The 24,823-nt window shown below is 68.6% G+C and carries 23 protein-coding genes; 15 read left to right on the top strand and 8 right to left on the bottom strand.

Annotated features, from left to right (window positions below; translation table 11 throughout):
• Positions 1–18: 18 nt before the first annotated feature.
• The 9 genes from ACU5AX_RS14470 to ACU5AX_RS14430 all read left to right on the top strand — a co-directional run bounded on the left by ACU5AX_RS14470 (position 19) and on the right by ACU5AX_RS14430 (position 9,244).
• Positions 19–762, top strand: coding sequence for a VIT1/CCC1 transporter family protein (locus ACU5AX_RS14470; RefSeq protein ID WP_446691512.1), 744 nt, complete (start codon positions 19–21; stop codon positions 760–762).
• Positions 763–930: 168 nt separating this feature from the next.
• Positions 931–3,204, top strand: a complete 2,274-nt coding sequence (katG, locus tag ACU5AX_RS14465) for a catalase/peroxidase HPI (RefSeq protein ID WP_446691511.1) — start codon at positions 931–933, stop codon at positions 3,202–3,204.
• A 164-nt stretch (positions 3,205–3,368) separates the two neighbouring features.
• Positions 3,369–3,755: a hypothetical protein gene (locus tag ACU5AX_RS14460; protein WP_198354687.1), complete on the top strand. Its 387-nt coding sequence runs from the start codon at positions 3,369–3,371 to the stop codon at positions 3,753–3,755.
• A gap of 5 nt (positions 3,756–3,760) precedes the next feature.
• Positions 3,761–4,402, top strand: a complete 642-nt coding sequence (locus ACU5AX_RS14455) for a methyl-accepting chemotaxis protein (protein WP_446691510.1) — start codon at positions 3,761–3,763, stop codon at positions 4,400–4,402.
• 219 nt (positions 4,403–4,621) lie between these two features.
• A complete protein-coding gene (locus tag ACU5AX_RS14450) occupies positions 4,622–6,268 on the top strand; it encodes a histidine kinase famiy protein (RefSeq protein ID WP_446691509.1) in 1,647 nt (548 codons plus the stop codon).
• Positions 6,269–6,284: 16 nt separating this feature from the next.
• Positions 6,285–6,449, top strand: a complete 165-nt coding sequence (locus ACU5AX_RS14445; RefSeq protein WP_446691508.1) for a hypothetical protein — start codon at positions 6,285–6,287, stop codon at positions 6,447–6,449.
• A 49-nt stretch (positions 6,450–6,498) separates the two neighbouring features.
• Positions 6,499–7,989 carry a PAS domain-containing protein gene (locus ACU5AX_RS14440; protein WP_446691507.1) on the top strand — a complete coding sequence of 497 codons (1,491 nt, stop codon included), beginning with the start codon at positions 6,499–6,501 and terminating at the stop codon, positions 7,987–7,989.
• Positions 7,990–8,049: 60 nt separating this feature from the next.
• Positions 8,050–8,619: a hypothetical protein gene (locus tag ACU5AX_RS14435; RefSeq protein ID WP_446691506.1), complete on the top strand. Its 570-nt coding sequence runs from the start codon at positions 8,050–8,052 to the stop codon at positions 8,617–8,619.
• Positions 8,620–8,692: 73 nt separating this feature from the next.
• Positions 8,693–9,244, top strand: a complete 552-nt coding sequence (locus ACU5AX_RS14430; protein ID WP_446691505.1) for a putative antibiotic biosynthesis monooxygenase — start codon at positions 8,693–8,695, stop codon at positions 9,242–9,244.
• Between the two features lie 4 nt (positions 9,245–9,248).
• On the opposite strand, the gene ACU5AX_RS14425 is transcribed toward ACU5AX_RS14430, so the two are convergent.
• Entirely contained in the window at positions 9,249–10,796 is a 1,548-nt protein-coding gene (locus ACU5AX_RS14425; RefSeq protein WP_446691504.1) for a cation:proton antiporter, read from the bottom strand.
• Between the two features lie 328 nt (positions 10,797–11,124).
• Between ACU5AX_RS14425 and ACU5AX_RS14420 the strand changes: the two genes are divergently transcribed.
• From ACU5AX_RS14420 to ACU5AX_RS14405, 4 genes are all read left to right on the top strand, one after another.
• A complete protein-coding gene (locus ACU5AX_RS14420) occupies positions 11,125–11,472 on the top strand; it encodes a hypothetical protein (RefSeq protein ID WP_198354694.1) in 348 nt (115 codons plus the stop codon).
• 42 nt (positions 11,473–11,514) lie between these two features.
• Positions 11,515–12,855, top strand: a complete 1,341-nt coding sequence (locus ACU5AX_RS14415) for a mechanosensitive ion channel (RefSeq protein ID WP_446691503.1) — start codon at positions 11,515–11,517, stop codon at positions 12,853–12,855.
• A complete protein-coding gene (locus ACU5AX_RS14410; protein ID WP_446691502.1) occupies positions 12,852–13,136 on the top strand; it encodes a CsbD family protein in 285 nt (94 codons plus the stop codon). The genes ACU5AX_RS14415 and ACU5AX_RS14410 overlap by 4 nt, the downstream gene beginning before the upstream one ends.
• 163 nt (positions 13,137–13,299) lie before the next feature.
• Positions 13,300–14,769, top strand: coding sequence for an HWE histidine kinase domain-containing protein (locus ACU5AX_RS14405; protein WP_446691501.1), 1,470 nt, complete (start codon positions 13,300–13,302; stop codon positions 14,767–14,769).
• A gap of 16 nt (positions 14,770–14,785) precedes the next feature.
• On the opposite strand, the gene ACU5AX_RS14400 is transcribed toward ACU5AX_RS14405, so the two are convergent.
• The 7 genes from ACU5AX_RS14400 to ACU5AX_RS14370 form a co-directional block, all read right to left on the bottom strand.
• Positions 14,786–15,403 carry a 5'-methylthioadenosine/S-adenosylhomocysteine nucleosidase gene (locus ACU5AX_RS14400; RefSeq protein ID WP_446691500.1) on the bottom strand — a complete coding sequence of 206 codons (618 nt, stop codon included), beginning with the start codon at positions 15,401–15,403 and terminating at the stop codon, positions 14,786–14,788.
• 79 nt (positions 15,404–15,482) lie between these two features.
• Complete coding sequence (locus ACU5AX_RS14395; protein ID WP_446691629.1) at positions 15,483–16,403, bottom strand: glycosyltransferase family 2 protein; 921 nt, start codon at positions 16,401–16,403, stop codon at positions 15,483–15,485.
• A 2-nt stretch (positions 16,404–16,405) separates the two neighbouring features.
• On the bottom strand, positions 16,406–17,302 hold the full coding sequence (locus tag ACU5AX_RS14390) for a polysaccharide pyruvyl transferase family protein (protein WP_446691499.1): 897 nt from the start codon (positions 17,300–17,302) through the stop codon (positions 16,406–16,408).
• A complete protein-coding gene (locus ACU5AX_RS14385) occupies positions 17,299–18,372 on the bottom strand; it encodes a glycosyltransferase (protein ID WP_446691498.1) in 1,074 nt (357 codons plus the stop codon). Before ACU5AX_RS14385 ends, ACU5AX_RS14390 begins: the two co-directional genes overlap by 4 nt.
• Positions 18,369–19,292: a glycosyltransferase family 2 protein gene (locus ACU5AX_RS14380; RefSeq protein WP_446691497.1), complete on the bottom strand. Its 924-nt coding sequence runs from the start codon at positions 19,290–19,292 to the stop codon at positions 18,369–18,371. Before ACU5AX_RS14380 ends, ACU5AX_RS14385 begins: the two co-directional genes overlap by 4 nt.
• On the bottom strand, positions 19,289–20,434 hold the full coding sequence (locus ACU5AX_RS14375) for a glycosyltransferase (RefSeq protein ID WP_446691496.1): 1,146 nt from the start codon (positions 20,432–20,434) through the stop codon (positions 19,289–19,291). Before ACU5AX_RS14375 ends, ACU5AX_RS14380 begins: the two co-directional genes overlap by 4 nt.
• Entirely contained in the window at positions 20,431–22,452 is a 2,022-nt protein-coding gene (locus ACU5AX_RS14370) for an HAD family hydrolase (protein ID WP_446691495.1), read from the bottom strand. Before ACU5AX_RS14370 ends, ACU5AX_RS14375 begins: the two co-directional genes overlap by 4 nt.
• Before the next feature lie 198 nt (positions 22,453–22,650).
• Between ACU5AX_RS14370 and ACU5AX_RS14365 the strand changes: the two genes are divergently transcribed.
• A complete protein-coding gene (locus tag ACU5AX_RS14365; RefSeq protein WP_446691494.1) occupies positions 22,651–24,123 on the top strand; it encodes a DUF4403 family protein in 1,473 nt (490 codons plus the stop codon).
• A 100-nt stretch (positions 24,124–24,223) separates the two neighbouring features.
• The gene (locus tag ACU5AX_RS14360; RefSeq protein ID WP_446691493.1) at positions 24,224–24,784 is read left to right on the top strand and encodes a DUF4337 domain-containing protein; all 561 of its coding nucleotides are present in this window, start codon (positions 24,224–24,226) and stop codon (positions 24,782–24,784) included.
• Positions 24,785–24,823: the final 39 nt, after the last annotated feature.

Below are 24,823 nucleotides of genomic sequence, written 5' to 3'. Positions count from 1 at the left end.
GTGGCAACGGAGATCGGCATGAGCAGCGACGCGACGACCATCCTGACCAGCGAGGCCGGCGCGGCGGCGGCCGGGCCGGGCGAGCATCACCTGATCCACCGGACCGGCTGGCTGCGCGCCGCGGTGCTCGGCGCCAATGACGGGATCATCTCCGTCTCCAGCCTGCTCGTCGGCGTCGCCGCCGCGCCCCATGCGACGCACGGCGCGGTGCTGCTCGCGGCGGGTGCCGCGACAGTCGGCGGCGCCCTGTCGATGGCGGCGGGCGAATATGTCTCGGTCAGTTCCCAATCCGACACCGAACAGGCGGATCTGGCGCGCGAGCATCGCGAATTGCTGCGTGCGCCGGAACAGGAGACGGCGGAACTCGCCGCGATCTACGAGACCCGCGGCGTCGCGCCCGCCCTGGCGCGGCAGGTCGCCGAACAGATGATGGCGCATGACGCGCTCGGCGCCCACGCCCGCGACGAACTGGGTCTGAGCGACGATCTTGCCGCGCGACCGATCCAGGCGGCACTGTCCTCCGCTGCCGCCTTCACCGCCGGCGCGATCGTGCCGCTGGTGGTGGCGGTCACCACGCCGCGCTCGGCCGTCGCGTTGACGGTTTCGCTCGGTGCGCTGCTGGCGCTGGCCATCCTCGGCGCGATCGGGGCGCGGGTCGGCGGGGCGCGGCTGCTGCCAGCGGTGGTCCGCGTCACGTTATGGGGCGCGATCGCCATGGGCGTGACCGCCATGATCGGACGGCTGCTCGGCGCGAGCGTCTGATCGCCACTTCCGTACCCAAACTAACCTAAAGCAAATTTTAGGAAACGCAGCGCCCCCCGCCACGTTCTGGCTTGATGTGGATCAGGTTCGCCTGTCGCATGCCGGGTCGTCCGCATCGTCCGGCTGCGCGCCTGTTCCGCGCCATGAGCGATGCCGGAGCGTGCCTCAATGAATGATTACAAGGATGTCCTCGCCGGTAAGTGCCCGTTCGGCGGCGACCGCATCGGCGGGGCGCAGACCAGCAAGCCGACGTTGCAGGACTGGTACCCGAACCGGCTGCGGGTCGAGCAGCTCCACCGCAACGGCCCGCGCGCCAATCCGCTGGGTGAGGACTTTGACTATAAGGCGGCGTTCGAGGCGATCGACCTCCAAGCGCTGAAGGCGGAGATCAAGGCGTTCCTGACCAGTTCGGTGGCCTGGTGGCCGTCCGACTATGGCAATTACGGGCCGCAGATGATCCGCATGGCGTGGCATTCCGCCGGCACCTATCGCATCGCCGACGGCCGCGGCGGCGCCGGCGAGGCGATGCAGCGCTTTGCCCCGATCGACAGCTGGTGGGACAATGGCAACACCGACAAGTCGCGCCGGCTGATCTGGCCGATCAAGCAGAAATATGGCGCTGCCCTGTCCTGGGCAGACCTGATGGTGCTGACCGGCAATTGCGCGCTGGAGATCATGGGCTTCCCCACCTACGGCTTCGCCGGCGGCCGCCACGACGCCTGGGAAGCGGACGACGCGACCTATTGGGGGCCCGAACATGTCGACATGACGACGGTGAAGTCGTTCGATGAGATGGTGAACCGCGACAAGCGCTGGCGCGGGCGGAACGGCGATGCCGACTATGACTTGGAACAGCCACTCGCCGCGACGCACCAGGCGCTGATCTACGTCAATCCGGAAGGACCCTATGCCAGCGGCGACCCGATGGCATCGGCGCGCGACATCCGCGTCGCCTTCACCCGCATGGCGATGAACGATGAGGAAACCGTCGCGCTGATCGCCGGCGGCCATGCGTTCGGCAAGAGCCACGGGATGGTCAAGGCCGACCGCATCGGCGCGCCGCCGGAGATGGCGCCGATCGAGCAGATGGGCCTCGGCTGGCACAATCCGGAGGGCACCGGCGCCGGCGAATTCACCATGACCAACGGCATCGAGGGCAGTTGGACGCCGGATCCGACGACCTGGGACAACAGCTATCTGGAAAACTTGTTCAGGTTCGAATGGGAGCAGACGCGCAGCCCCGCCGGCGCGCTGCAGTGGACGCCGGTCGACAAGGATGCGCCACACACCCCCGACGCGCATATTGCGGGCAAGACGCATCCGCTGATGATGATGACCAGCGACATCGCGTTGAAGGTCGACCCGGTCTATCGCCCGATCTGTGAGCGGTTCCTGCATGATTTCGACTATTTCACCGAGCAATTCTCCAAGGCCTGGTACAAGCTGACGCACCGCGACATGGGCCCCAAGGAGCGCTACCTGGGCGAGGAACGGACGATCGAGGACGACCTGCTGTGGCAGGACCCGATCCCGCCGGTGAACCACCCGCTGATCGGCGACGCCGACATCGCGGCGCTGAAGCAGGCGATCTGGGCGGCCGGCCATTCGGTGTCGGACCTGGCCTATACCGCCTTCTCCGCCGCCTCGACCTTCCGCCACAGCGACAAGCGCGGCGGCGCCAACGGTGCACGCATCGCGCTGGCGCCGCAGAAGGATTGGGCGATCAACGCGCGCACCCGGCCGGTGATCGACAGCCTGAAGGCGATCGCCGCGGACTTCGCCGATCGCGCCGGCGGCGGCAAGGCGGTGTCGCTCGCCGACCTGATCGTGCTGGCCGGTTGCGCCGCGGTGGAGAAGGCGGCATCGGATGCCGGGAACAGCGTTGCGGTGCCGTTCGTGCCGGGCCGCATGGACACGACCGATGCGCTGACCGACGCCGACAGCTTCGAGTGGCTGCGGCCGGTGGTCGACGGCTTCCGCAACTATGTCGATCCCGCCTTCGACGAGGTCAACGTCGCCCATCTGTCGCCCGAGCAACTGTTCCTCGACCGCGCCGATTTGCTGTCGCTATCGGCCCCCGAATGGGTCGTGCTGACCGGCGGTCTTCGGGCGTTGGGCCTGAATTGGGACGGCTCGCGCCGCGGGCAGTTCACCGACCGGGTCGGCACATTGACCAACGATTTCTTCACCGTGCTGACCAGCATGGATTACGATTGGAAGAAGGCGGACGAGGGCGGCACGACCTTCCATCTGATCGCCCGCGACGGTGGCGAGACCCGGTTCGAGGCAAGCCGCTGCGACCTTATCTTCGGCGCCAACTCGCAATTGCGTGCGGTCGCGGAAGTCTATGCCGCGGCGGACGGTCAGGCCCGCTTCGTTCTCGACTTCGTCAAAGTGTGGGACAAGGTGATGATGCTCGATCGCTACGACGTCCATCAGTGATCGCCGCAGGCCGATCGGGGTCAGTACGGTTTAGTACAGGGCCCGAAGCGGTTTTATTAATCGCTTCGGGACCATCGGTGTGACGGCATCCCAGGCGGAGCTGGCCGGTCGTCGACCGCGCCGGCCGCTGCCGGCGATCGGGTTGTCGTGTACGAGGTGGCAAAGTGTCTCGCGAGTTCTATGACATTGCGTTCGACGAGCCGGCGGCGCTGCTGACCATCACGGCACGCGGCTTCTGGACGATCCCGGTGGTCAGCAAGTTCACTGCCGAGGTGTTGGCGCGGGGGACCGCGCTGCGGCTGCGCCATGGCGCATTCTGCACCCTCGCCGACCTGCGCCAGTCTACGGTGCACACCGGCCCGGTCGTCGACCTGCTGACTCTGTTCATGCCCAAGGCGATGAAGGTCACGTCCGCCCCGGTCGCAGCGGTGGCATCGTCCAGCCTCGCGAAGCTGCAGACCGAACGGTATTTGATCGGCGACAATTGCCGCACCTTCCTGTCGATCGACGAGGCCAGGGCGTGGATGCAGCAACGCTGGGCCGACCGGTGACGGCCATGATCGGACACTACGGCACCGCGGCGATGGACGCGGCGGCACAGCTTGCGGCCGTCATGGCGCATATCCGCCAGGGTGTCGTCGTCTATGACGGCGACGAGACGATCCTGCTGATCAATCCGCACGTCAGTGGCATATTCGGCTTCGCCGACGACGCGATCGCGGCTGGATCGACGCTGCCCGAATATATCGCCTGCGTCGGTCGCGCGGTCGGTTGGCCTCCGGAACGGATCATGCGTGTGCTCGCCAACCATCGCGCCTGGGCGGCCGAGGGGGCGGCGCAGCGGCTGGACCATCATTTCGACGACGGCAAGGTGTTCGAGATCACCTTCGATCCGCTAGCGTCGGGCGGTGCGGTGCTCACCTTCCTCGACGTCACCGACCAGCGGACGATGCAGCGGATCGGCGAGCGGCGTGACACGCTGATCCGGCAGTCGGGCGCGATGCTCGCCTCCGTGGGGAAGATCGCGACCGAGACGCGCATCCTCGCCTTCAATGCAAGCATCGAGGCCGCCAGATTGGGAGAGGCGGGCAGGGGCTTTGCGGTGATCGCCGAGGAGGTGCGCAACCTGTCCCGCCAAACATCGGCGGTGCTGGTCGATCTGGCCAGGGCGAATGAGGACTCGCTCAGCCTGATATGACGCCGGGTCGCGGTTGCGCGACATTATCGCACGATTGGTTGACTTGGTCGACGCCGTGCCGGACAAGGCGAGATACCTCACGATCGCACCGCGCACGGCGCTGCTCCGATCCGCCACGGCGACCGGCCCCGGTTTTCGGGAACTTCCATCAATGATCGACGTTATCGGCCTAACGGCCGGCGCTTCGGGGCATGCCTTTCTCTAGCGCCTGGATCCCATTTGGCCGACGCAACACCCGAAACCCCCCGAGGGGGGCCTCCGCCTCATCTGTCCGGGGCGGCGAATCACGACATGTCGGACGACAGCAACAGCATCTTCTTCGCGGCGGTGAAGACGACGCGCATGCCGATGATTGTCACCGATCCCAACTTGCCCGACAATCCGATCGTCTTCGCCAATCCCGCTTTCATGAACATGACCGGATATGGCTGGGACGAACTGATCGGCCGCAACTGCCGGCTGTTGCAGGGTCGGGATACCGATCCGGACACGATCAACGAATTGCGCCGCTCGATCGCGCAGCGCCGCGAAACCGCGGTGGAGATCCTCAATTACAAGAAGAACGGCGCTGCCTTCTGGAACGCGCTGTTCATGTCGCCGGTCTTCGACAGCAACGGCAAGCTGATCTATTATTTCGGCTCCCAGCTGGATGTGACACGGCGGCGCGACGCGGAAGAGGGGCTGCGCCAGGCGCAGAAGATGGAGGCGGTCGGCCAGCTGACCGGCGGCATCGCGCACGACTTCAATAATCTGCTCACCGTCATCCAGGGGTTCGCCGACGTCGTCCTCAATAACATGGAGCGCAGCGGCAGCGATTTCGACCGGCAGAAGGGCGCCAAGTCGATGCGCGCCATCCTGCAGGCGTCGGAACGCGGCGCGACGCTGACCCAGCAGCTGCTCGCCTTTTCGCGCAAGCAGAAGCTGCAGGGCCGGATCGTCAACCTCGTCGACATGGTCGACGATCTGCGCCCGCTGATCGAGCGCACGGCGGGTGGCCGCGTCGCGGTGCGCATCGTCCATCAGGAAACGACCTGCAATGCGCGGATAGATCCAACCCAGGCCGAACTGGCCATCATCAACATCCTGATCAACGCGCGCGACGCGATGCCCGACGGTGGCAAGGTGACGATCGAGGTGAGCAATCGCTCGGTCGAGGGCGGCGACAAGGGGTTCGGCGAGCTGGAACCCGGCAGCTACGTCATGGTGACCATCTCCGACGAGGGCACCGGCATGTCGCCGGAAGTGCTGGCGCGGGTGACCGAGCCCTTCTTCACGACCAAGGACCAGGGCAAGGGCACGGGCCTCGGCCTGTCGATGGTCTATGGCTTCATGAAGCAATCCGGCGGCGCGCTGCGCATCTATTCGGAAGAGGGGCATGGCACCACGGTGCGGATGCTCTTCCCCTGCGACAATGCCGCAGTCGAGCCGCAGGGGTCGCAGCCGTCGCGTCCGCTGGCCGCCGACAAGCGCGGCAATGAGACGGTGCTGGTGGTCGAGGATCAGGTCGACGTCGGCGACTATGCCGAGACCGTGCTGACCGAATTCGGCTACACCGTGTTGCGGGCCGAGAATGCCAGCGAGGCACTGGAGCTGCTCGACGGCGCGGGCAAGATCGACCTGCTGTTCAGCGACCTGATCATGCCGGGCGGCATGAACGGCGTGATGCTGGCGCGCGAGGTGAAGCGCCGGCGGCCGAACATGAATGTGCTGCTCACCACCGGTTACGCCGAATCCTCGATCGAGCGGGTCGACGCGCGCGGGGCGGAATTCGAACTGATCCAGAAGCCGTACAAGCGCACCGAGCTGGCGACCAAGGTCCGGCTGGTGATCGACGGCCCGACCGGCGTCGGCACGCACGGCGCCTAACGACGACGAGGGGACCATGGAAAGCTATTATCGCGATCAAGCGGCGAGCTGCGCCGCACAGGCGGACGCCGCGACGCTGCCCAATGTCGAGGCGCGGTTGCGCCGGTCGGAGGCGGTGTGGACGGCGATGGCCGACCGGGCCGCCCGCCACGCCGAGATCAAGACGACCGGGCGGGCGTGATCCGCGCCGGTTTGAATTTGTGATCCAGATCAATTAGCGTGTTCCCGCTTTGGACCGTGCTGCTGTAGATTCCCATCCCGTCCGCTCGTTCGTGCCGTCGCCGGAGGTTCAGGCGGCGATCGACGGCTATGCGCGCGGCCTCGACGCATGCGATCCGATGCAGGTCGGGTTCAACATGACGCCGGTGGCGATGGTGGTCAGCGATCCGACGCTGCCGGACTGCCCGCTGATCTACGTCAACGCCGCGTTCGAACGGCTGACCGGCTTTCCGGCGAGCGAGATCCTGGGGCGCAACTGCCGTTTCATGCAGGGGCCGCTGACCGATCCCGACGATGTCGCCCGGCTGCGTGCGGCGATCGCGCGACGCGAGCCGATCCAGCTCGACCTGCTCAACCACCGCCGCGACGGCACGCCGTTCTGGAACCGGCTGATGGTGGCGCCGGTGTTCTGCGACGACGGCGCGCTGCGCTATTTCGTCGCCTCGCAGATCGACGTGACGGTCGAACGGCATCGCGTCACTCAGCTCGAGCGCGACCGCGAGGCGCTGGCGTCGGAGATCGCCCAGCGCGACGCCGATCTCGCCACTAACAATGCGCGGCTGCAACTGGCGCTGCGGGCCGGCTCGCTCGGCATGTGGTCGGTGGACCTGCCCGATCTCACGCTTCACGCCTCGGCTGGCTGCAAGCGTATCTTCGGCCGCCCGCCAAGCGAGGATTTCACCTATGAGGCCTTGCTCGACGCCATCCATCCCGACGATCTGCCGCGAATGCAGGCGGCGTTGCGCCGCTCGCTCGACACGGGCGAATTCTATCAGCTCGAATATCGCATCCTCACCCCCGACGGGGAGCAGCGCTGGGTCGCGATTCAGGGCGAGATGCAATATCGCGCCGACGGGTCGCCGCTGTCGATGACCGGCTTCTCCACCGACATCTCGCAACGCAAGTTCGCCGAGGAACATCGGGCCGTGCTCGCTCGCGAGCTGACCCACCGCGTCAAGAATTCGCTCGCGACGGTCAATGCCGTGGTCAGCCAGACGTTGCGCGACGCGACCTCGCTGGCGGATGCGGCGGCCAGCGTGTCGGGGCGGATCGCCAGCCTCGGCGCGGCGCAGGAACTGCTGATCCAGGACGAGGTCGAGGGGGCGGCGATCGACGACATCGTGCGGCGCGCCCTGCTGCCGTTCATGGACCGCGACGGCAGCCGCTTTGCGATCGCGGGGCCATCGGTGCGGCTGTCGCCCGAGATCACGCTGGCGCTGAGCATGGCGCTGCACGAGCTCGCCACCAATGCGGTCAAATATGGCGCGCTGTCGGTGCCGGACGGCAAGGTGAGCATCGCCTGGGCGATCGAGACGGCTGACGGCGAACGGCGCCTGTGCTTCCGCTGGCAGGAGCAGGGCGGCCCGCCGGTGACGCCGCCGACGCGCACCGGTTTCGGCACGCGGATGATCGAGCGGATGCTACACCGGCATGTCCGCGGCGGCGCCGTGATCCGCTACCCCGCGACCGGCGTGTTGTTCGAGATCGAGACCACGATCTAGCGCAGGCGCGCATGGGTTGCGGCGATCGGGACCTTCGCGGCTCGCCGACGTTGTGAGGGTATGGCGCGGGCGCTGAAGGTCTTTCGTACGCCGATCGGCTTCCACGACGCCTATGTCGCGGCGACCAGCCGCAAGGCCGCACTGGCGGCCTGGGGGGCCGACGTCGACCTGTTCGCACGTGGCGCGGCGGAACAGGTCACCGATCCCGACCTGATCCGCGAGCCGCTCGCTCAGCCGGGGGTGGTGATCCGCAAGCTGCGCGGTTCGGTCGATGACCATCTCGCCGCCCTGCCGGACACGCCGCGCCGCCCAGCCGCCGCCAAGAAGGTCGGCGAGGAGGGGGCGCCAGCGAAAGCGAACGCCCAGCCGAAACCGAACCGCAAGCCGAAACCCAAGCCGCGTCCGAGTCGCGCCGACCTCGACGCGGCGGAGCAGGCGATCGCCGACGCCGACGCGCGCTTCGAGGCGGCGCGGCAGGACATCGCCGCCCGCGAGGCGGCGCTGGCGCGGGAGCGCCGCGCGCTCGACGCCAACCGTGAGCGGGAACGAGCGGCGCTGGAGTCACGGCGCCACGACCAGGAGGTCGCCTATCGCGAGGCGCTGGCGCGATGGCGGGCGGATCAGGATTGATCGCACCGGCCACGGAGCCAGCGTCCGATCGACCGGTCACGGAACCCGATCGCCGGTCGCGGGTCGAGCAGGGATGAACGCCAGCACCGCAACCCTCACCATCAGCCGGGTCATGCGGCCGGGCCACGAAGCGCAATATGATCCGTGGATCGAGCGGCTGATCCGCGATGCGACCGCTGCCCATGGTTACCGGTCCGCCATCCGCCTCGATCAGGCCGGCGGCCTGCATCACAGCGTGCTGCAATTCGATGACCGGCAGTCACTCGACGATTGGCGCGGCAGCAACGCCTTTAGCGGGCTTGCCGCCGAAGCCGACTCCTTCTCCGTCGCCCTTGCGCAGAGTAAGACGGGCGCGGAGGTCGGCTTCAGCCTGCCGAGCGAAGCGGCGGCGAAGAAGTGGAAGACGGCGATCGTCACCTGGGTCGGGGTGGTGCCGACGCTGCTCGCGGTCAGCGGGCTGGTTGGCTGGGCGCTACCGTCGTTGCCCCGCGTGGTGCAGCAGATCGTGTCGTCGGTCCTGCTGACCAGCGCGCTGACCTGGCTGATCCTGCCGCGTGTGCGATCATGGTCGCGCTTCTGGATGCTGCAGGATTCGGACGGTCGTCTGCGCAAGGCGGACGGCTGACCCGCTATTCGGAGGTCTTGCCCAGCGCGAGCAGGATCTGCCGCTCTTCGAGGTCCAACTCTTCGGTCAGCGTCATCAGTGTCTCGCCGTCGATCGCGTCGCGGCGGCTGCGCAGATCCTCGCGCGCCGCCTGGATACGCGCGAGTTTGTCCTGCAGCGTCGTGGCGAGCGGGATCGCGGACGGGCGGGTGCCTCGCTGCCTGGCGCGATCCTCCTGATGCTGCATCGCCTGCACTGGATGGCGTGCTGCGTCGGGCTGGCTCGGCCCCACGCCGGCGATCGCCGCCGCGACGATCTCGCGGGCGGTCTGGGTTGCGGGCGTGACCTCGTGGATCTGCGGATCGTCGATGTTGACCCAGCGGATCAGCAGCTTCAGCGTCGTGCCCTGCACCACCAGCGTGGTGAAGATCGCGCAGAAGGCGAGGAAGATGATCAGGTCGCGGCCCGGAAAGGACAGCGGCAGCGCCAGCGCCGCCGCCAGGCTGACGACGCCGCGCATCCCCGACCAGGAGATGATCGTCGGATAGCTGGGCGGCGGGGTGAACGATCCGCCGCGGATCACCGCCATGATCGCCGAGGCGGGGTAGAAGGTGGCGAATACCCAGAGGAAGCGCGACACGATCAGCACCAGCGACACGATCCCGCCCAGCATCAGCAGCTCGCCCGGCTGATAATGCGCGATCCGCGACAGGATGCCGCGCAGTTGCAAACCGACCAGCAGGAAGACGAGGCTCGACAGGGTAAATTCGACTAATTCCCAGGCGCTATTGGTTTCCAGGCGGGTCTGCGCGGAAAGCTTGAGCTGCGCCCGCCCGATCAGGCCGCCGCAGACCACCGCGGCCAGCACGCCCGACCCGTCGACCTGCTCCGCCGCGAGATAGCTCAGGAAGGCGGCGAGGAAGGAGGTGACGATTTCGAGGAACCGGTCGTTCAGACGGCGCATCAGCCAGTTGGTCACGATGCCGAACGCCGCACCGATCGCCACGCCGGAAAGCGCCGGGACGACGATCGCGCCGAACAGGCCCTTGGCGGGAACGGTACCGGCGATCGTCGCGGCGACGCCGACCCGATACAGGACCAGCGCCGAAGCGTCGTTGATCAGGCTCTCGCCCTCCAGCACCGCGAGGATCCGTTTGGGCAGGCGGAAGCGCTTGAGCACCGAAGCGGCGGCGACCGCATCGGGCGGGGCGACGATCGCACCCAAAGTGATGGCCGCCGCCCAGCTCAATTCGGGCAGCAGCTGCCGCGCCGCCACCGCCACGACCCCGGCGGTGAACAGCACCGCGCCGAAGGCGAGCAGACCGATGAACAGGATGTTCTCGCGAAAGGCGTTCCAGTCGGTGCGCAAGGCGCTCGCCTGCAGCAGCGGCGGCAGGAACAGCGCCAGCGCGAAGGTCGGCTCCAATTCGACGGTCGGCAGGCCGGGTAGAAAGGCGAGGACCATGCCGCCCAGGACGAGCAGCACCGCCGAGGGCAGTTGCAGGCGATTGGCGAGCAGGGTCAGGGCAAGCGATGCCGCCACCAGCAGCAGGATTAGTTCAAGCGTCTGCAATCGCCACCACGTCCTCTCCCACTTCGGCATCAAAGACGCGGCAGAAACGATTTCGTTCATATTACTGGTTTTACGACCGCTTCCTCGAGCCGATTCGATAAAGGACAGTGATACTGCGACACAATCATGCCGCTCGTCGATGTCGATCGGCGTCAGCATAAGACACAACCTGTTAGGTCAATGTGGTTGCTATATACATGCCGGCTTTGTCTCTTCACGCGTGACGAAAAGGCTGATTATCGCCTGATATACCAGACGCCGTAGTGCATCGATACTAGGATACATTGATCGGCGTTACGGTTGATCCTCGACATTCAGGGGAAAGACCATGATGAGGGCTAGATATCTCGTTGCGCCGTTGCTGGCGGCCTGTGCCGTGTCGGGCTGCGTCAATCCGTCGGCGCGGATCGCGTCGTCGCTGGAGGGCTATGGCTTCCAGCCGGCGCAATCGCAGTGCGTCGGCGATCGGCTGGAGGCGAATCTGTCGATCGGCCAGCTGCAGCAGCTGGGCCGCGCTGCCCGCGCCGCCCGCGAGGGCGACACCACGCCGGGTCGCCTGACCGCGAGCGATTTCGTCCGTGTCGCAGGACAGGTGAAGGATCCGAAGGTGGCGGTCGAGGTCGCCCGCGCCGCCGCCGGCTGCGGCATCCTTACCGAGATTCCCGCCGCGCTCTGACCCGCGGGCTTTCCCGATCCTGCGTAAAGGACCCGTATCTTCATGAATGACGTGACTTATGCCGGCGACACCGTGGTGTCGAACGGCCGCGAATTCGGCACGCAATTGCTTGTCTTCGCCGAACAATGGCTGCCGCGCATCCTCGCCGCGCTGATCATCCTGGTGATCGGCTGGGTCGTTGCGCGCGGCGCGAAATGGGCGGTTGCCAAGCTGGTCAACCGTACGCCGCTCGCCCGCCACGCCAACGAACCCGGCCTCGACGTGCGGCATCCGTCCAGCATCGGCGCCCAGGTCGGCGACGCCGCTTATTGGGTCGTGCTGCTGATCGCGCTGTTCCTCGCCACGCAGCCGCTCGGCCTGACCGGCGCGACCGGACCACTCGCCGACATGTTGCGCGGCTTCGGTCAGGCGGTGCCGCATATCATCGGCGCCAGCCTGATCTTCTTCCTCGGCTATGTGCTCGCCAAGGTGGCGCGCAAGGCGGTCGACGCGGTGGTGTCGGTCAGCCATGTCGAACGCTTCTCGGCGCGCCTGGGCGATTCCGCGCCCGCCGATCCGACGATGTTGTCGCGCACGCTCGGCGCGATCGTCTTTGCGCTGATCATCATCCCGGTGGCGATCGCGGCGCTCGACACGCTCAACATCGCGGCGATCTCGCAGCCGGCGACCGCGATGCTGCGCATCATCCTCGACGCCATTCCGCACGTCATCGCCGCGGCGCTGATCCTCGCGGTCGCCTATGCGATCGGCCGCTTCGCGTCGCGGCTGCTGGTCCAGTTCCTCGGCACCACCGGCTTCGACCGCGCCGTCATGTCGACGGGCATCTGGAACCAGTCGGGCGAGGCAGCGCGCTACCGTCCGTCGGCGCTGGTCGGCAACGGCGTGCTGGTCGCCGTGCTGATCTTCGGCCTGATGGAGGCCTTCCGCCAGCTGCAGTTCACCTATGGCTCGCGGATCATGGCCGAGGTGCTGACGCTGTTCGGCCAAGTCGTGTTCGGCTCGGTGATCATCTTTGCCGCGGTGGTCATCGCTCGGCTGATCGGCCGCGCGATCGAGCGCAGCGCCGACGACGGCACGCGCATCGCCGCCCCGGTGGTACGCGTCGCGATCATCATCCTCGGCACCGCGATCGGCCTACGCTTCATGGGTCTCGCCAACGACATCATCAACATGGCATTCGGCCTGCTGCTCGGCGCGCTGGCGGTGGCGTTCGCGCTCGCCTTCGGCCTGGGTGGCCGCGAACCGGCGAAGCGGGCGGTGGCCCGGCTGCTCGCCGGTCGCCACGACGACGCCGCGCCGCGCAACCAAACGGCCGATACGCGCTTTACGGCAGAGTCCGACACTGCCCTGTCCACCCCCTATCGTGATGGAGACGCACAATGAACCTCGACAGCATCGCCGGCCAGGCCACCGATCTTGGCGGCAAGATCAAGGAAGGCCTGGGATCGGCCACCGGTGACACGACGCTGAAGGCGGAAGGCAAGGCCGACCAGGCGACCGGCACCGCGCGCCAGGCCTATGGCGACGCCAAGGACATGGTCGAGGGGACGATCCGCCCCGTCGTCGACTATGCCCGCCAGTTCATCCATGAACGGCCGTTCACCGCCGCGGCGCTCGGCGGGGTGCTGGGCATCGCGGTGCTCAACACGCTGCGCGGCAAGTAATGGGTCGGGGCAGGCACGCGGTCGTTCCTGCCCCGCTCGCCATCGACCGGCTGCCGACCAAAGGCTCCCGATCGGCGCTGAAGCCGCCGCCCCATCTCGACTATCTTTAACCTATGTGTATGGTTTGAGTGGGCCGGGGGGCCAGAAGCCGGAATAACAGGGATTGCCGAACTTTACGGAAGAGGCGCGGATCGTCCGCGAATTGACACGGGCGGGCGGTGGGCCTGATCCCTTCTCGTCGGCCGTGCGCGCGACTCGGATGCCGATGCTGATCACCGATGCGCGGCTCGACGACAATCCGATCGTCTTCGCCAATGCCGCCTTCGCCCGGCTGACCGGCTATGATCGCGAGGCGATCCTCGGCCGCAATTGCCGGTTTCTGCAGGGGCCGGACACCGATCGTGCCGAGGTCGCCCGGCTTGCCGCCGCCATCGCCGATCGCGAGACGATCGAACTCGACCTGCTCAACTATCGCGCCGACGGCACCACCTTCTGGAACCGGCTGCTGGTCTCGCCGGTGTTCGACGAGGACGGCACGCTCACCTATTTCTTCGCATCGCAGCTCGACGTGACGCTGGAGCGCGAGCGGCTCGCGCTGCTCGAGCGCGATCGCAGCGAACTGGAAGGCGAGGTGGCGCTGCGGACGCTCGAACTGGTCGCGACCGAGCAGCGGCTGCGCTTTGCGCTGGAGGCCGGCCGGCTCGGCGTGTGGAGCATCGACCTCAGCGACAACAGCCTTTCCGCCTCCGACCAATGCAAGGCGATCTGCGGCCGCACGCCGGATGAGCCGCTGACGCTCGCCGATCTGCGCGCCTCGATCCACACCGACGACCTGGTCGGCCATGTCGAGGCGATGGACGCGGCGATCGCCGATCGCACCTTGCTCGACACCGAATATCGCGTGACGACCCCGGCGGGGGAGGAACGCTGGGTGCAGATCCGCGGCGAGGCGACCTATGCCGTCGACGGCACGCCGCTGGTGCTGGCGGGCACGACGCAGGACATCACCGCGCGGCGGTTGGTGCAGGAACAGCGCGTGCTGCAGGCGCGCGAGCTCGGCCATCGCGTCAAGAACACGCTGGCGGTGATGCAGGGTATGGTGTCGCAGACGTTGCGCCGGGCCGGATCGATCGAGGCGGCGGAGGATGCGATCCGTGCGCGTATCCAGGCGATGGCGGCGGCGCACGACCTGCTGGTCCGCGGCGATTTCGGCAGCATCTCGATGCGCGAATTGATCGAGCGGACGCTGGCGCCGTTCGGGGTGGAGGATGCGGCGCGCTTCACGCTGACCGGGCCCGATCTCGAACTGCCGCAGCGGCTGGTCACTGCATATGCGCTCGGCCTGCACGAACTCGCCACCAATTCGGTGAAATATGGCGCGCTGTCGGTCGCGGACGGCGGCATCGACGTCAGCTGGTCGATCGCCACCGACGACGATGGCGACCATCTCCACCTGACGTGGAGTGAACATGGCGGCCCGGCGGTCGCCGCGCCGGCCGGCGACGGTTTCGGGACACGGCTGTTGCGCATGCTGCTCGCCAAGGAGACGGGCGGCCGTGCCGAGGTCGAGTATCGCGCCAGCGGCGTGCTGTTCACCGCCGTGTCGCCGCTCGCCGCCTCGACCCGTCGCTGACACCGCCCGCCGGCGGTTATTCGCCCGGCCGGCCGACCAACCGGTCGACTGCCTCGGCAAGACGCTGGTCCAGCACCGGCAGCAGGGCGGTCCAGCCGTCGACGCCGTCGAGTTCGCCCGGCCCGTCCGACACGCCGCGCAGCCCGGCGAGCGGCACGCCGAACCGCTGGCAGGCGCGCAGCACGGCGAAGGTCTCCATGTCGACCAGTTCGGCGTCGATCGCGTCGTAGGCGGTGCCGACGACAATGTCGCTGCCGGTCGACAGCGTCGCCAAGCTCATGCCGGCGATCGGCGTCGCCAGCGGCATCACCGCCTGATGGTCGGCAAAGGGCGTGATGCCGCGCGGGAAGCCGATCGGCGAGGCGTCGATGTCGCGCCACGCGACGCTGGCGATCTGGTGTACCGAGGCGAGCGGCAACCGCCGCGATCCCGCCGACCCGAGCGAGACGACGAGGTTGGGCCGATCACCGGACGCCGCGAGCGTCTGCAGGCAGAGCGTCGTCCCGATCGCCGCCTCGATCGGGCCGACGCCGGTGATCAGCGGGTCGATCCGCGCACGCAGATGGGCGCCATATTCGTGATCGGTGGCCATCACGAACAGGATGCGGCGATCGCCCGCGGTCGTCAGTTGCATGGGTGTCGGTTCCCGGTTGGACGCGTGCTGCCTAGCCCTCAACGCGCGGCCACGCTCCTATCGCCGTTCTACCCTTTCGTCAGCCGGCGTGTCGCGGCGCACCCTCCGCCTCCGCCGGCGTCGTCCAATAGGCGACCATGCCGCGCAATTTGTGGCGCAGGCGGAAGAGGTGGAAGTGGCGGATGCCGCGGTGGGTGGTGATCGGCCGTGTCACGTCCTGCGCGACGCTGGCGACGTCGCGGAGCAAAAAGGCGCGCACTCGCCGGTCGCCGCGCCAGTGCTTGGCGTAGAGGGCGCCGTCACCGAAACTGTAGCCGGCGAGCAGCCGCGTCTCGTCCGGGATCGCGCGACGGCCGTGATGATGATCGACGGTGAAGCGCGGGTCGTACAGGATCGCGAAACCGGCATGCTGCACCCGCAGCAGGAAGTCGGTGTCCTCCGCGGCGACGAAGCGCGCGCCTGCGCCGAACCGCTCGTCGAAGCGCCCGACGCGCGCGATTACCTCGGCCGACAGGGCAAGATTGGCACCCATCACAAAGCCGCCGGGAAAGGCCTCGGGCGCGGCGACCATCGGATGATCCTCGGTCTTCAGCGTCACCGGCAGGTCGGCGGCGTTTCCGGGCAGGATGCGCCCGCCGATCACCGCTGGCCGGTCGATCTCGGCGAACACCCCGACCAGCCCCGCGAAATAATCCGGGTGGAGCACGCAATCGTCGTCGGTCATCGCGACGATCCGGCCACGCACCGCCGCCAGGCCGGCGTTGCGGGCGCGGGCGAGGCCGGGCCGTTCCTCCTGCAGCAGCCGTACCGGAAAGTGCTGATCCGCGGCCCAGCGGCGCAGGCGTTCGGCAGTGTCGTCGCGCGACCCGTTGTCGACGATCACCGCCTCAATCGCGATCGCCGGCGCCTGCGCGATGGCGCGCGCCACCGACGCCAGCAGCGTCGACAGGGCCGCCCCGCGATCGCGCGTGCAGACCAGCAGGCTGACGTCCGGCGTCATGGTCACGCCGCGGCCCGCACCGCCATCGCCTCCGCCCAGTCGCCGGCCTGGCGCGCGAGGGGCGAGGCCGCGGTCCAGGCGTCTCGATAGGCGCCGACCTTGCCGTAATGGTTGTCGAGCACGACGTGCGGGATGCCGAGCAGCAGCGCCAGGATATGGCCGTGCAGCCGGTCGGTGACGATCGTCTCGCCCTGCGCAAGCAGATCGAGCCCGCGGCGGACCCGCGCCGCTGCCTGCGCTTCGTGACTGCCCGTCGTCGGCGGTTCGTCGAGCCAGTCGACGATCGTCGCCTCGGGCGGTGGAGGGCCGCTGCGGTCGCTGCGCTCGCTGTCGGTGCGCAGCAGCGCGAGCAGCGGCACGGTCGCCACACCGCGCGGTTGCGCGCCGAGCGCGAAGGCGGAATCGGGCGCGAGCTGCGCGCGATCACCGATCATCGCGCGGGCGATGGCGAGGCTCGCGGCGTCGCGGACGTAGAGCGTCAGATCGGGGTGGGCGCGGGCGGTTTGGCGGAAGCGGTCGGCGGCGGCGGGATCGGCGAAATGGATCGACTGCGGCAACTGGACCACCCGCCGGTCGGCAAGGGTCGCGAGCACCGCCTCGCGCAGCCGCTGGTGATGCGGCCAGATATCGCCGAGATTGCCGCCGCCGTGCAGGAAGACGATGCCGTCGGGGCAGGCACGACGCAGCGCGGCGGGATCGAAGTCGTGCCAGCAGCACACGTAATCCGGCTCGCGTCCGGTGATGGCGCGCAGCATCGTCACTTCGCCGAGCCAGATCGCGCTGTCGCCGACATTGGCGTGATCGGGGAAGTCGAGCAGCGCATAGGCGTCGCCCGGGCCAACATGCGTGCGGTACATCCGGTCGAGGGCGGCCCGCTGCGTCGCGATCACGTCGCTCACGCAGCGAGGGCCGCGTCGCCATGGATGACGGCGTGATACAGGGCCTCGCAGCGGTCGAGCATATGGTCGTGCGTGAACATCCGCAGGACACGCTCGCGCGGCACCGACGCCGGGGTCGCCAGCGCGGCCTGGATTGCCCGCGCCAGGCCGTCGACGTCGCCGGGCGCGGCGAAGGCGCCGGCGTCGCCGATCACCTCGCGCGCGGCACCGGCGTCAAAGGCGGCGACGGGCAGGCCGCAGGCCATTGCCTCCGCCGCGACCAGACCGAAGGGCTCGTCCCAGCAGGGCGTGAACACGAACACCGAGGCACGGCCGAGCTCTGCGGCGAGCGCCTGCGCGTCGAGGTGGCCGCCATAGACGATGTCGGGGCCGATCAGCGGCGCCAGCTCCGCCTGCCAATACTCCGGGTCCTCGATCGCGCCGAACAGGGTCAGCCGCACGCCCGCTTGTCGCGCCGCGCGGGCGGCGAGATGCGGACCCTTGTTGGGGGTGATGCGACCGCACCAGACCGCCTCGCCATTGCCTCGCGGTACATAGGGCCAGCGCGCCACGTCGATGCCATTGTGCAGCACCGAGGCCTCGGGCGGCGCGCCCTCCGGCCACCAGGCGGCGAGCTGCCGCGCCGAGGTGACGGTCAGCCGGTGGCGCGGTGCGGGGCTCGACGACACGAACCAGTGGAGCGCGTCATAGGGCGGCACGTGCAGCGAGGTTACCGTCGGCACCATCGCGGTCCGCCGCTGCTCGAGCGGGAAGCGATGCAGGCTGTTGTTGTGGACGACGTCGAAGCCGCCGGCCGCGATCCGGTCGCAGGCGGCGGCATAGCCGGCGTCGAGATGCGCGATCAGCGGCTGCGATCCGCGATGCTCCGCCCAGGGGAAGGTCAGCTCGTAATGCTGCGTGACGACGGGATCGATGGTGAAGCGCGGGTCGCTGTCACCGGAGGCGAACAGGACGACGTCATGGCCGCGTGCCTGCAGCCCCGCCGCCAGTTGCCAGGCATGCGCCTCCATGCCGCCGGCGAACGGCTCGGCGATGCGCTGGCGGACATGGGCAAGGATCGCGATCCTCATGCCGCGACGATGGCCCGCGACGCCGCCTCCGCCTCCAGCAGCTGCAGCACGCGCGCGGTATTGGCATAGGGCTGGTGGCTCTGCTGGCCGGTCAGCGACAGGTCGCCGTCGTCCGGGCGGCGGACGATGCGGATCGGCCGGCCGGGCGTGTCGTCGATCAGTCCCATCAGGCGGAAGGCGTGCAGCCAATGGCCCATCGTCCGATAGCCCCATTTCGCCTCGAACAGCTGGGCGTTGCGCACGACGCTGTCGAGGTGGTGGACCGGCGGCATGTGATGCGGGTGATATTGATGATAGGCGAGGCCGCCCTTGATCCACGCGATCGGCACGCCGGCGGCGTCCAGCGTCTTGCCGAAATCGGTGTCCTCGCCGCCATAGCCGGCATAACGTTCGTCGAAGCCGCCGGTGCTGAGGAAGGTGTCGCGCCGCATCGCGAAATTGAGCGACCAGAAGCAGCGATAGTCGGTGCAAATCTCCCAGCCCTCCGGCGGCGGGCCGCGGCGATCGGAATGCTTCTCCGCCACCGCGGCGAACGCATCGTAGCGCCAGTCGCCCGCGGTTGCGCCGCCGGGCAGATACATCACCTCGCCCATCAGCAAGCCGTCGCATTCCGCCATCATCGCGACGTAATCTGCGACCAGCTCGGGCGCCGGGATGCAATCCATGTCGAGGAAGACGAGGATGTCGCCGCCCGACGCGCCCGCGGCGACGTTGCGCGCCATCGCCAGCGGCAGCGTCTCCGCCGTGACCTGCATCTGGCGGATCGGGAAGGGCGCATCCGGCAGCACGTAGAGTTGGTCCTGCATCACCGCGACGACTAGCTCGATCGGCAGATGCGTCTGCCGCGACAGGCCGATGACGACATTGGCGAGGTGATCGGGGCGGCCCTTCGCCAGCGTGACGACGGAAACGGATGTCATTGGGGGTGGCGCTCCATGGGCGTGAGGGGGAGGGGAAAGGGCAGCGGCGTCCACAGCCGGTCGGCGAGCGCTTCCAGCCAGAGGGCGATGCGATCGGCGGGGGCGTCGTCGATCATCGCGCGCTGGCGCAGCGGTCGGTGCGCGGCGAGCGTCTCGGTCAGCGCCGCGTCCCAGGCATGCGCCGACGAGGGCAGATGCGGGCGCACGGTGGCGACGCCGGCCGCGGCGAGTGCCTCCGCCTTGCGATGCTGTTCGTCAAAATAGCGCCATTCGGGGATCGCCAGCCACGGCCGCCCGGCGGCAAGGATCTGCTGGCAAGTGGTGTTGCCGGTCGAGGCGATGATCAGGTCGGCAGCGGCGATATGGTCGGCGGCATCCTCCACCCAGCCGCGATGTTCGATATTGGTCGGCTCGGTGGCATGCCAGTCGCGCTGCACCTTGCCGATCGTCACCCAGCGCGCTGCCGGCCGGGCACGGGCGCCGACGCCCAGCGGCGCCTGCGAAAAGCCCTCGCCGCCGCCGCCGGAAACGACCAGGATCATCTCCTCGTCGGCGCCGACGCCGATCCGCTGACGTGCCACCTCCCGCTCGGGTATTCGCACGTCGACGCCCAGCCCGCCCGCGAAGCAGGTCTTGGCGCGCAGACCCGCATCCCATTCGGGCTGGGCGAGCTCGGCATGGAAGGGCGCGAGCAGGCCCGCGGCGCCGTCATAAGCAGCGCGATGGCCGGGATCGTCGCGGTCGCCGTGCTGCAACACCTTGACGTGCGGCACCGAACAGATGCGCGCCAATTGCGCCACCTCCGCCGAGACGTCGCAGATCATCAGCGCCGGATCGGCGCGGTCGAACCAGGCGGCGAGCGTTGCCATCGCGCGGCGGATGCCGGGCCAGCCGAGCGGCGCGCAATGCAGCGTGACGGGCGTCGGCACCCAGTCCATCGTTCCCGGCTCCTCGCCGCTCGGCTCGAACAGCGAGGGCAGGCGGACGATGTCGACCTGCGCAGGCAATGGCGGAAAGATATCGTCGCGCGCGCAGAACACCGTCATCCGCCGGGTCGGCGGCAGCGCCTGCGCGATCGCGGCACATCGCTCGGCATGGCCGCGGCCTTGATGGTGGACGAAATAGCCGAACGGACGTGTCACGCCGCCACCGCCACCTGCGGCGGCGCGGCGCTATCGGCATCGGCCAGGCCCAGCGCGGCCAGACCCTGCAGCACCCCGGCGGCGTTGCGTGCGGCGACGCGATTCAATCCGGCGCGGACGGGCAGATCGGCAAGGTCGGCGCTCGCATTGCCGACGACGATAGCATGACCACAGGCGGTCAGCATGTCGGCGTCGTTGCCGCTGTCACCCGCGGCGATGCAGTCGGCGAGCGTCCACCCGAAGCGCGCGGCATAAGCGGCGATCGCCTGGGCCTTGCCACCGGTGGGTGCGAGCACGTCGATCAGCCGGTCGTGCGAGAAGATGACGCGGGCGGCGAGGTCGGCCTCGGTCAAGGTCGCACGAATACGGGCGGCGTCCGCGGCATCGCCGTAGAAGCTGATCTTGTGCGGCCCCTCCGTCGCCGGCGGCTGCGGCGTGATGCCGAGCGGGGCGAGCGCGGCGGCGACGCCCGCGCGGTCCCAGTCGGTGTCGAGGCTGGCGGCATAGTCCGCGCATTCGCGCCACCCGCCATGGCCGTCGGCGAGGATCAGCCGCGTGCCGACGTCGACGATGAAGGCATCCGGCTGCGGCAGACGCCAGCGACGCAGGATCATCCGTGCGGCATCGAAGCTACGCCCGGTAGCGACGACGAACGGCAACGCGCTGCCCGCGCGCCACGCTGCAAAGGCTTCTGCCGCTGCCGCATCGCCGGTCAGCGTATTGTCGATGTCGCTGGCGAGCAGACACGGTGCCGCCAGATCCGCGTAGATGCCGCGCGTCGCCGCCGCATAGCGGTGCCAGCAATACTGGTCAGCGCCCGCTGCGCCGGCTGCGGCAAGGGCGGCGTGGCGCGCCGGATTGGTGACGATCGCGGCGATGGCGGCGGCGATGGCCGCCGGGTCGGTGGGGTCGACAAGCAGGCCGTGGCCGATCGTCGCGACGATCTCGACCGGACCGCCATTGTGGGTGGCGACCACCGGCACGCCGGCCGCCGCCGCCTCGACCAGGGTCAGCCCGAACGGTTCGTGCAGCGCGGCATTGACGAACACGCCGCCCGCCGCGGCGCGCTGGTAGAGGGCGGCGACATCGTCGACGTCGTGCTGCCGCGGCAGCGCGACGCGTCCGGCCAGCCGCGGATCGGCGGCAAGGTCGCGCAATTCCGCCAGGACTGCGCGTTCGTCGTCGCAGCCATGGTCGTGCTGGCCGGCGACGATCACCAGATTGGCGGTGTCGCGCAGCACGGCGTCGTCACGATAGGCGCGTACCAGCATCGCGAGGTTCTTCTTGGCGACCGGACGGGCGATGGCGAGGATGATCGGCCGTTCGGGCTGGTCGAGCCAGTCGCCCAGCCGGTCGGCGATCGTCGGCGCCGCCGGTATCAGGTCGCGGCGCGGCACGCCCGGTGCGACGGGGTGGACGCGCTCGCCCACCTCTACCTGGTAGGCGCCGACCTGCCGCTCCGCCTCGTCGCGGGTCGACACGATGATCGCCGCGGCACCGGCGATGGCGCGCCGTTCGGCGGCGATACGTGCGTCCAGATCGGCGCCGTCGATGTTTTGGGCGCGCTTGTCGATGCCCAATGCGTGCGGGGTGTAGACGAAGGGGATGCCGAACCGGCGTTGCACGACAGTCGCGACGGCGGCCGCATCGGCGAAATGGGCGTGGATCACGTCCGGCCGGCGCGGCGCCATGGCGAGATAGTCGCAGAAGGCCTCGGCAAATGCGGGCAGCTCCGCGCCCAATGCTTCCTTTTCTAGGTAGCGTCGATCGGCGGTCGCGATGCGATGGATCGCCACCTTGGCCGCGACCGTCTCGCGCGCCACCGCATAGTCTGCGCCCAGCCGCGCGTCGTCGAAGGCGCGGGTCGCGATGATCACCTGCTCGACGTCGTCGCGCAGCGCCTGGTGGCACGCCGCGTCTAGGACGTAAGCGATATGACCGCCGGTATCAGCGGTGATGCCGAAATGGGTAGGGGGCGATTTCAGACAGCCGCCGAGCGCCAGATGAAGAATGATCACGAGCGCCCCTTTTCGCTGTTTTATGACGGGACGAACGCCACACGGGTTGAATCGGTCCCGAATTAATTACTTGGATCAGTTTCCCATGATGGGATCGCAGGGTCGCGCCGGCGCCGTGCGTCCACGGCGGCTTGTCAAATCGGCGGCCACCGCGCATCTCGCAAAGCTAACGTCGATCAGGACGGCATCGGGAGGATCATGGGCGAGAGGATGGTATCGCGGGGCTGGGCCGCGCCGATCGTCGTTGCCGCGATGCTGCTCACCGGCTGCCAGCGGCACCAGGGCCAGCCGCCGCGCGCCAACGATGCGATCACGGTGAAGCCGACTCCGTCCGAAATCGCGGTGCCGGTCGATGTCGACATGGGCGACCTGCAGCGGCTGCTCGACCGCAACGTCCCGCGCACGCTGTGGCGGGTCGACAAGCCCGATCAGATCTGCGCCGGACACAAGACGATCGACCTTGGCATTGCCAAGCTGAAGACCCCGAAGGTCAAATGCCATATCGTCGGTGACGTGACGCGCGGGGCGATCCGCATCGCCGGCAGCGGCCGGACGATCCGCGCCACGATTCCGCTCCACGCCGTCGTCCGCGCCGAGGATATCGGCGGCGTGCTGCACGAGACGGCGACGGCGGATGCGGTCGCGCATGCCGTGATCACGCTGTCGCTGGCGCGCGACTGGACGCCGCGCGGTACGCTCCGCCTCGACTATGACTGGACCGACACGCCGCATATCGACCTGCTCGGCGTCAAGATCGACCTGACCGAACAGGCCGACCGCAAGCTCGCCCCCGTCGTCGCCAAGCTGGAGCGCGAATTGCCCGGCGAGCTCGGCCGCATCGGCGTGCGCAAGGCGGTCGAACAGGCATGGCGCACCGCCTTCGCCACCGTCTCGCTCAACGCCGACCATCCGCCCGTGTGGATGCGGATCGAGCCGCAATCGTTCCAATATGGCGGCTACACGATCGACGGCGGGCGGATGCACCTCAACCTTGGCATGCGCGCGATCACCGCGACGCATATCGGCCCGCGACCGGCGCCGCCGACGCCGACGCCGCTGCCGCCGCTCGAACCGCTCGCCGCGCCGTCGGGCGACGCCGCCTTCTTCATCCCGGTCTTTTCCGACTATGCGGTGCTCGAGCCGGTGCTGATCCGCGCCCTGCGCAAGCGCGAGCAACGGCCCTTCGCCGTGCCCGGCCTCGATCCGGTGCGCGCGCATTTCCAGCGGGTGCAGATCTATGGCACCACCGGCGGCCGCATCGCCGTCGGCCTGACCTTCACCGCGGTCGAGGGGCAGGGCGGCAAGCCGGCGCGCGGCACCGTCTGGCTGACCGGCAAGCCGGTGACACGGCCCAATTCGCGCCGCGTCGGCTTCGACGGTCTCGCGGTCAGCGGCACCACCGACGTGACCGGCGGCGATCTGGTGCTCGACGTCGTCAACGCGCCGGGCATCGCGACGATGGTGGCGGAGACGCTCGCCCAGAATTTCGAGCGCGACTACGTCGAGCTGATCGGCAAGGTCGATCGCGCCATCGCCGAGAAACGCACCGGCAGCATCGTCATCCACGCCAACCTGCGCGAGGCGCGCACCGGCCAGCTGCAGGCGGCCGGCGCCGGCCTCTATTTGCCGGTCTGGGCGAAGGGCACGGCGTCGGTGACGATCAAGCCGTGACGGCGACGGGCGGCGGCGCGGAACGGGTGCCGAAGGTGAACATTCTCCCTCTATGATAACCAACCGGATCCGCACGATCCGGCATCAGAGTAACCGACGCGTGGCAGAAGAATGGGATGTGCGGGGCGCACACGAGGAAGCGGTCGAGGAGAGGGCGCAGCATCGCGAGCCGTTCGGCCAGCAGGTCGCGATCTTTTCCGCCTTGCTGGCGACGGTCGGGGCGATCGTCAGCTTCCTCGGTGGCCACGAGCAGAATGACGCGCTCTATTACAAGAACGAGGCGGTGCTGATGAAGGCGCGCGCCTCCGACGCCTGGGCCTATTATCAGGCGGAGGACATCAAGCGGCACCTTGCCGAAACGACGGCGGCGCTGTCACCGTCGGACCAGGCGCGTCATGCCGCCGATGTCGCCCGCTACGCCCGCCGTGGTCATGCGCTGCGCGCCACAGCCGAATCCTATGACCGGCGATCCGAAGCGGCGGACGAGGAGGCGCGCCGCGCGCTGCGCCCGCATACCAAGCTGGCGATCGCCATGTCGCTGTTGCAGATCGGCATCGCGCTCGCCTCGATCAGCGCGCTGACCCGGCGGCACTGGCTGTTGCGCGGGGCGGGGGTGTTCGCGCTGATCGGCATCGGCCTCAGCATCGGCGCCTGGTTCTGATCCCAATTCTGATCCCGGCACGCTATCGCCGGGGCCGAC

The sequence above is a fragment of the Sphingomonas benefaciens genome, assembly GCF_052907485.1.
This window is presented reverse-complemented; position numbering and strand designations above follow the sequence as displayed.

Excerpts from the sequence above, each read along its gene's own strand:
- ACU5AX_RS14470 (WP_446691512.1), top strand. The coding sequence starts at position 19 with ATGAGCAGCGACGCGACGACCATCCTGACCAGCGAGGCCGGCGCGGCG.
- katG (WP_446691511.1), top strand. The coding sequence starts at position 931 with ATGAATGATTACAAGGATGTCCTCGCCGGTAAGTGCCCGTTCGGCGGC.
- ACU5AX_RS14455 (WP_446691510.1), top strand. The coding sequence starts at position 3,761 with ATGATCGGACACTACGGCACCGCGGCGATGGACGCGGCGGCACAGCTT.
- ACU5AX_RS14445 (WP_446691508.1), top strand. The coding sequence starts at position 6,285 with ATGGAAAGCTATTATCGCGATCAAGCGGCGAGCTGCGCCGCACAGGCG.
- ACU5AX_RS14435 (WP_446691506.1), top strand. The coding sequence starts at position 8,050 with ATGGCGCGGGCGCTGAAGGTCTTTCGTACGCCGATCGGCTTCCACGAC.
- ACU5AX_RS14430 (WP_446691505.1), top strand. The coding sequence starts at position 8,693 with ATGAACGCCAGCACCGCAACCCTCACCATCAGCCGGGTCATGCGGCCG.
- ACU5AX_RS14420 (WP_198354694.1), top strand. The coding sequence starts at position 11,125 with ATGATGAGGGCTAGATATCTCGTTGCGCCGTTGCTGGCGGCCTGTGCC.
- ACU5AX_RS14415 (WP_446691503.1), top strand. The coding sequence starts at position 11,515 with ATGAATGACGTGACTTATGCCGGCGACACCGTGGTGTCGAACGGCCGC.
- ACU5AX_RS14410 (WP_446691502.1), top strand. The coding sequence starts at position 12,852 with ATGAACCTCGACAGCATCGCCGGCCAGGCCACCGATCTTGGCGGCAAG.
- ACU5AX_RS14400 (WP_446691500.1), bottom strand. The coding sequence starts at position 15,403 with ATGCAACTGACGACCGCGGGCGATCGCCGCATCCTGTTCGTGATGGCC.
- ACU5AX_RS14395 (WP_446691629.1), bottom strand. The coding sequence starts at position 16,403 with ATGACGCCGGACGTCAGCCTGCTGGTCTGCACGCGCGATCGCGGGGCG.
- ACU5AX_RS14385 (WP_446691498.1), bottom strand. The coding sequence starts at position 18,372 with ATGAGGATCGCGATCCTTGCCCATGTCCGCCAGCGCATCGCCGAGCCG.
- ACU5AX_RS14380 (WP_446691497.1), bottom strand. The coding sequence starts at position 19,292 with ATGACATCCGTTTCCGTCGTCACGCTGGCGAAGGGCCGCCCCGATCAC.
- ACU5AX_RS14365 (WP_446691494.1), top strand. The coding sequence starts at position 22,651 with ATGGGCGAGAGGATGGTATCGCGGGGCTGGGCCGCGCCGATCGTCGTT.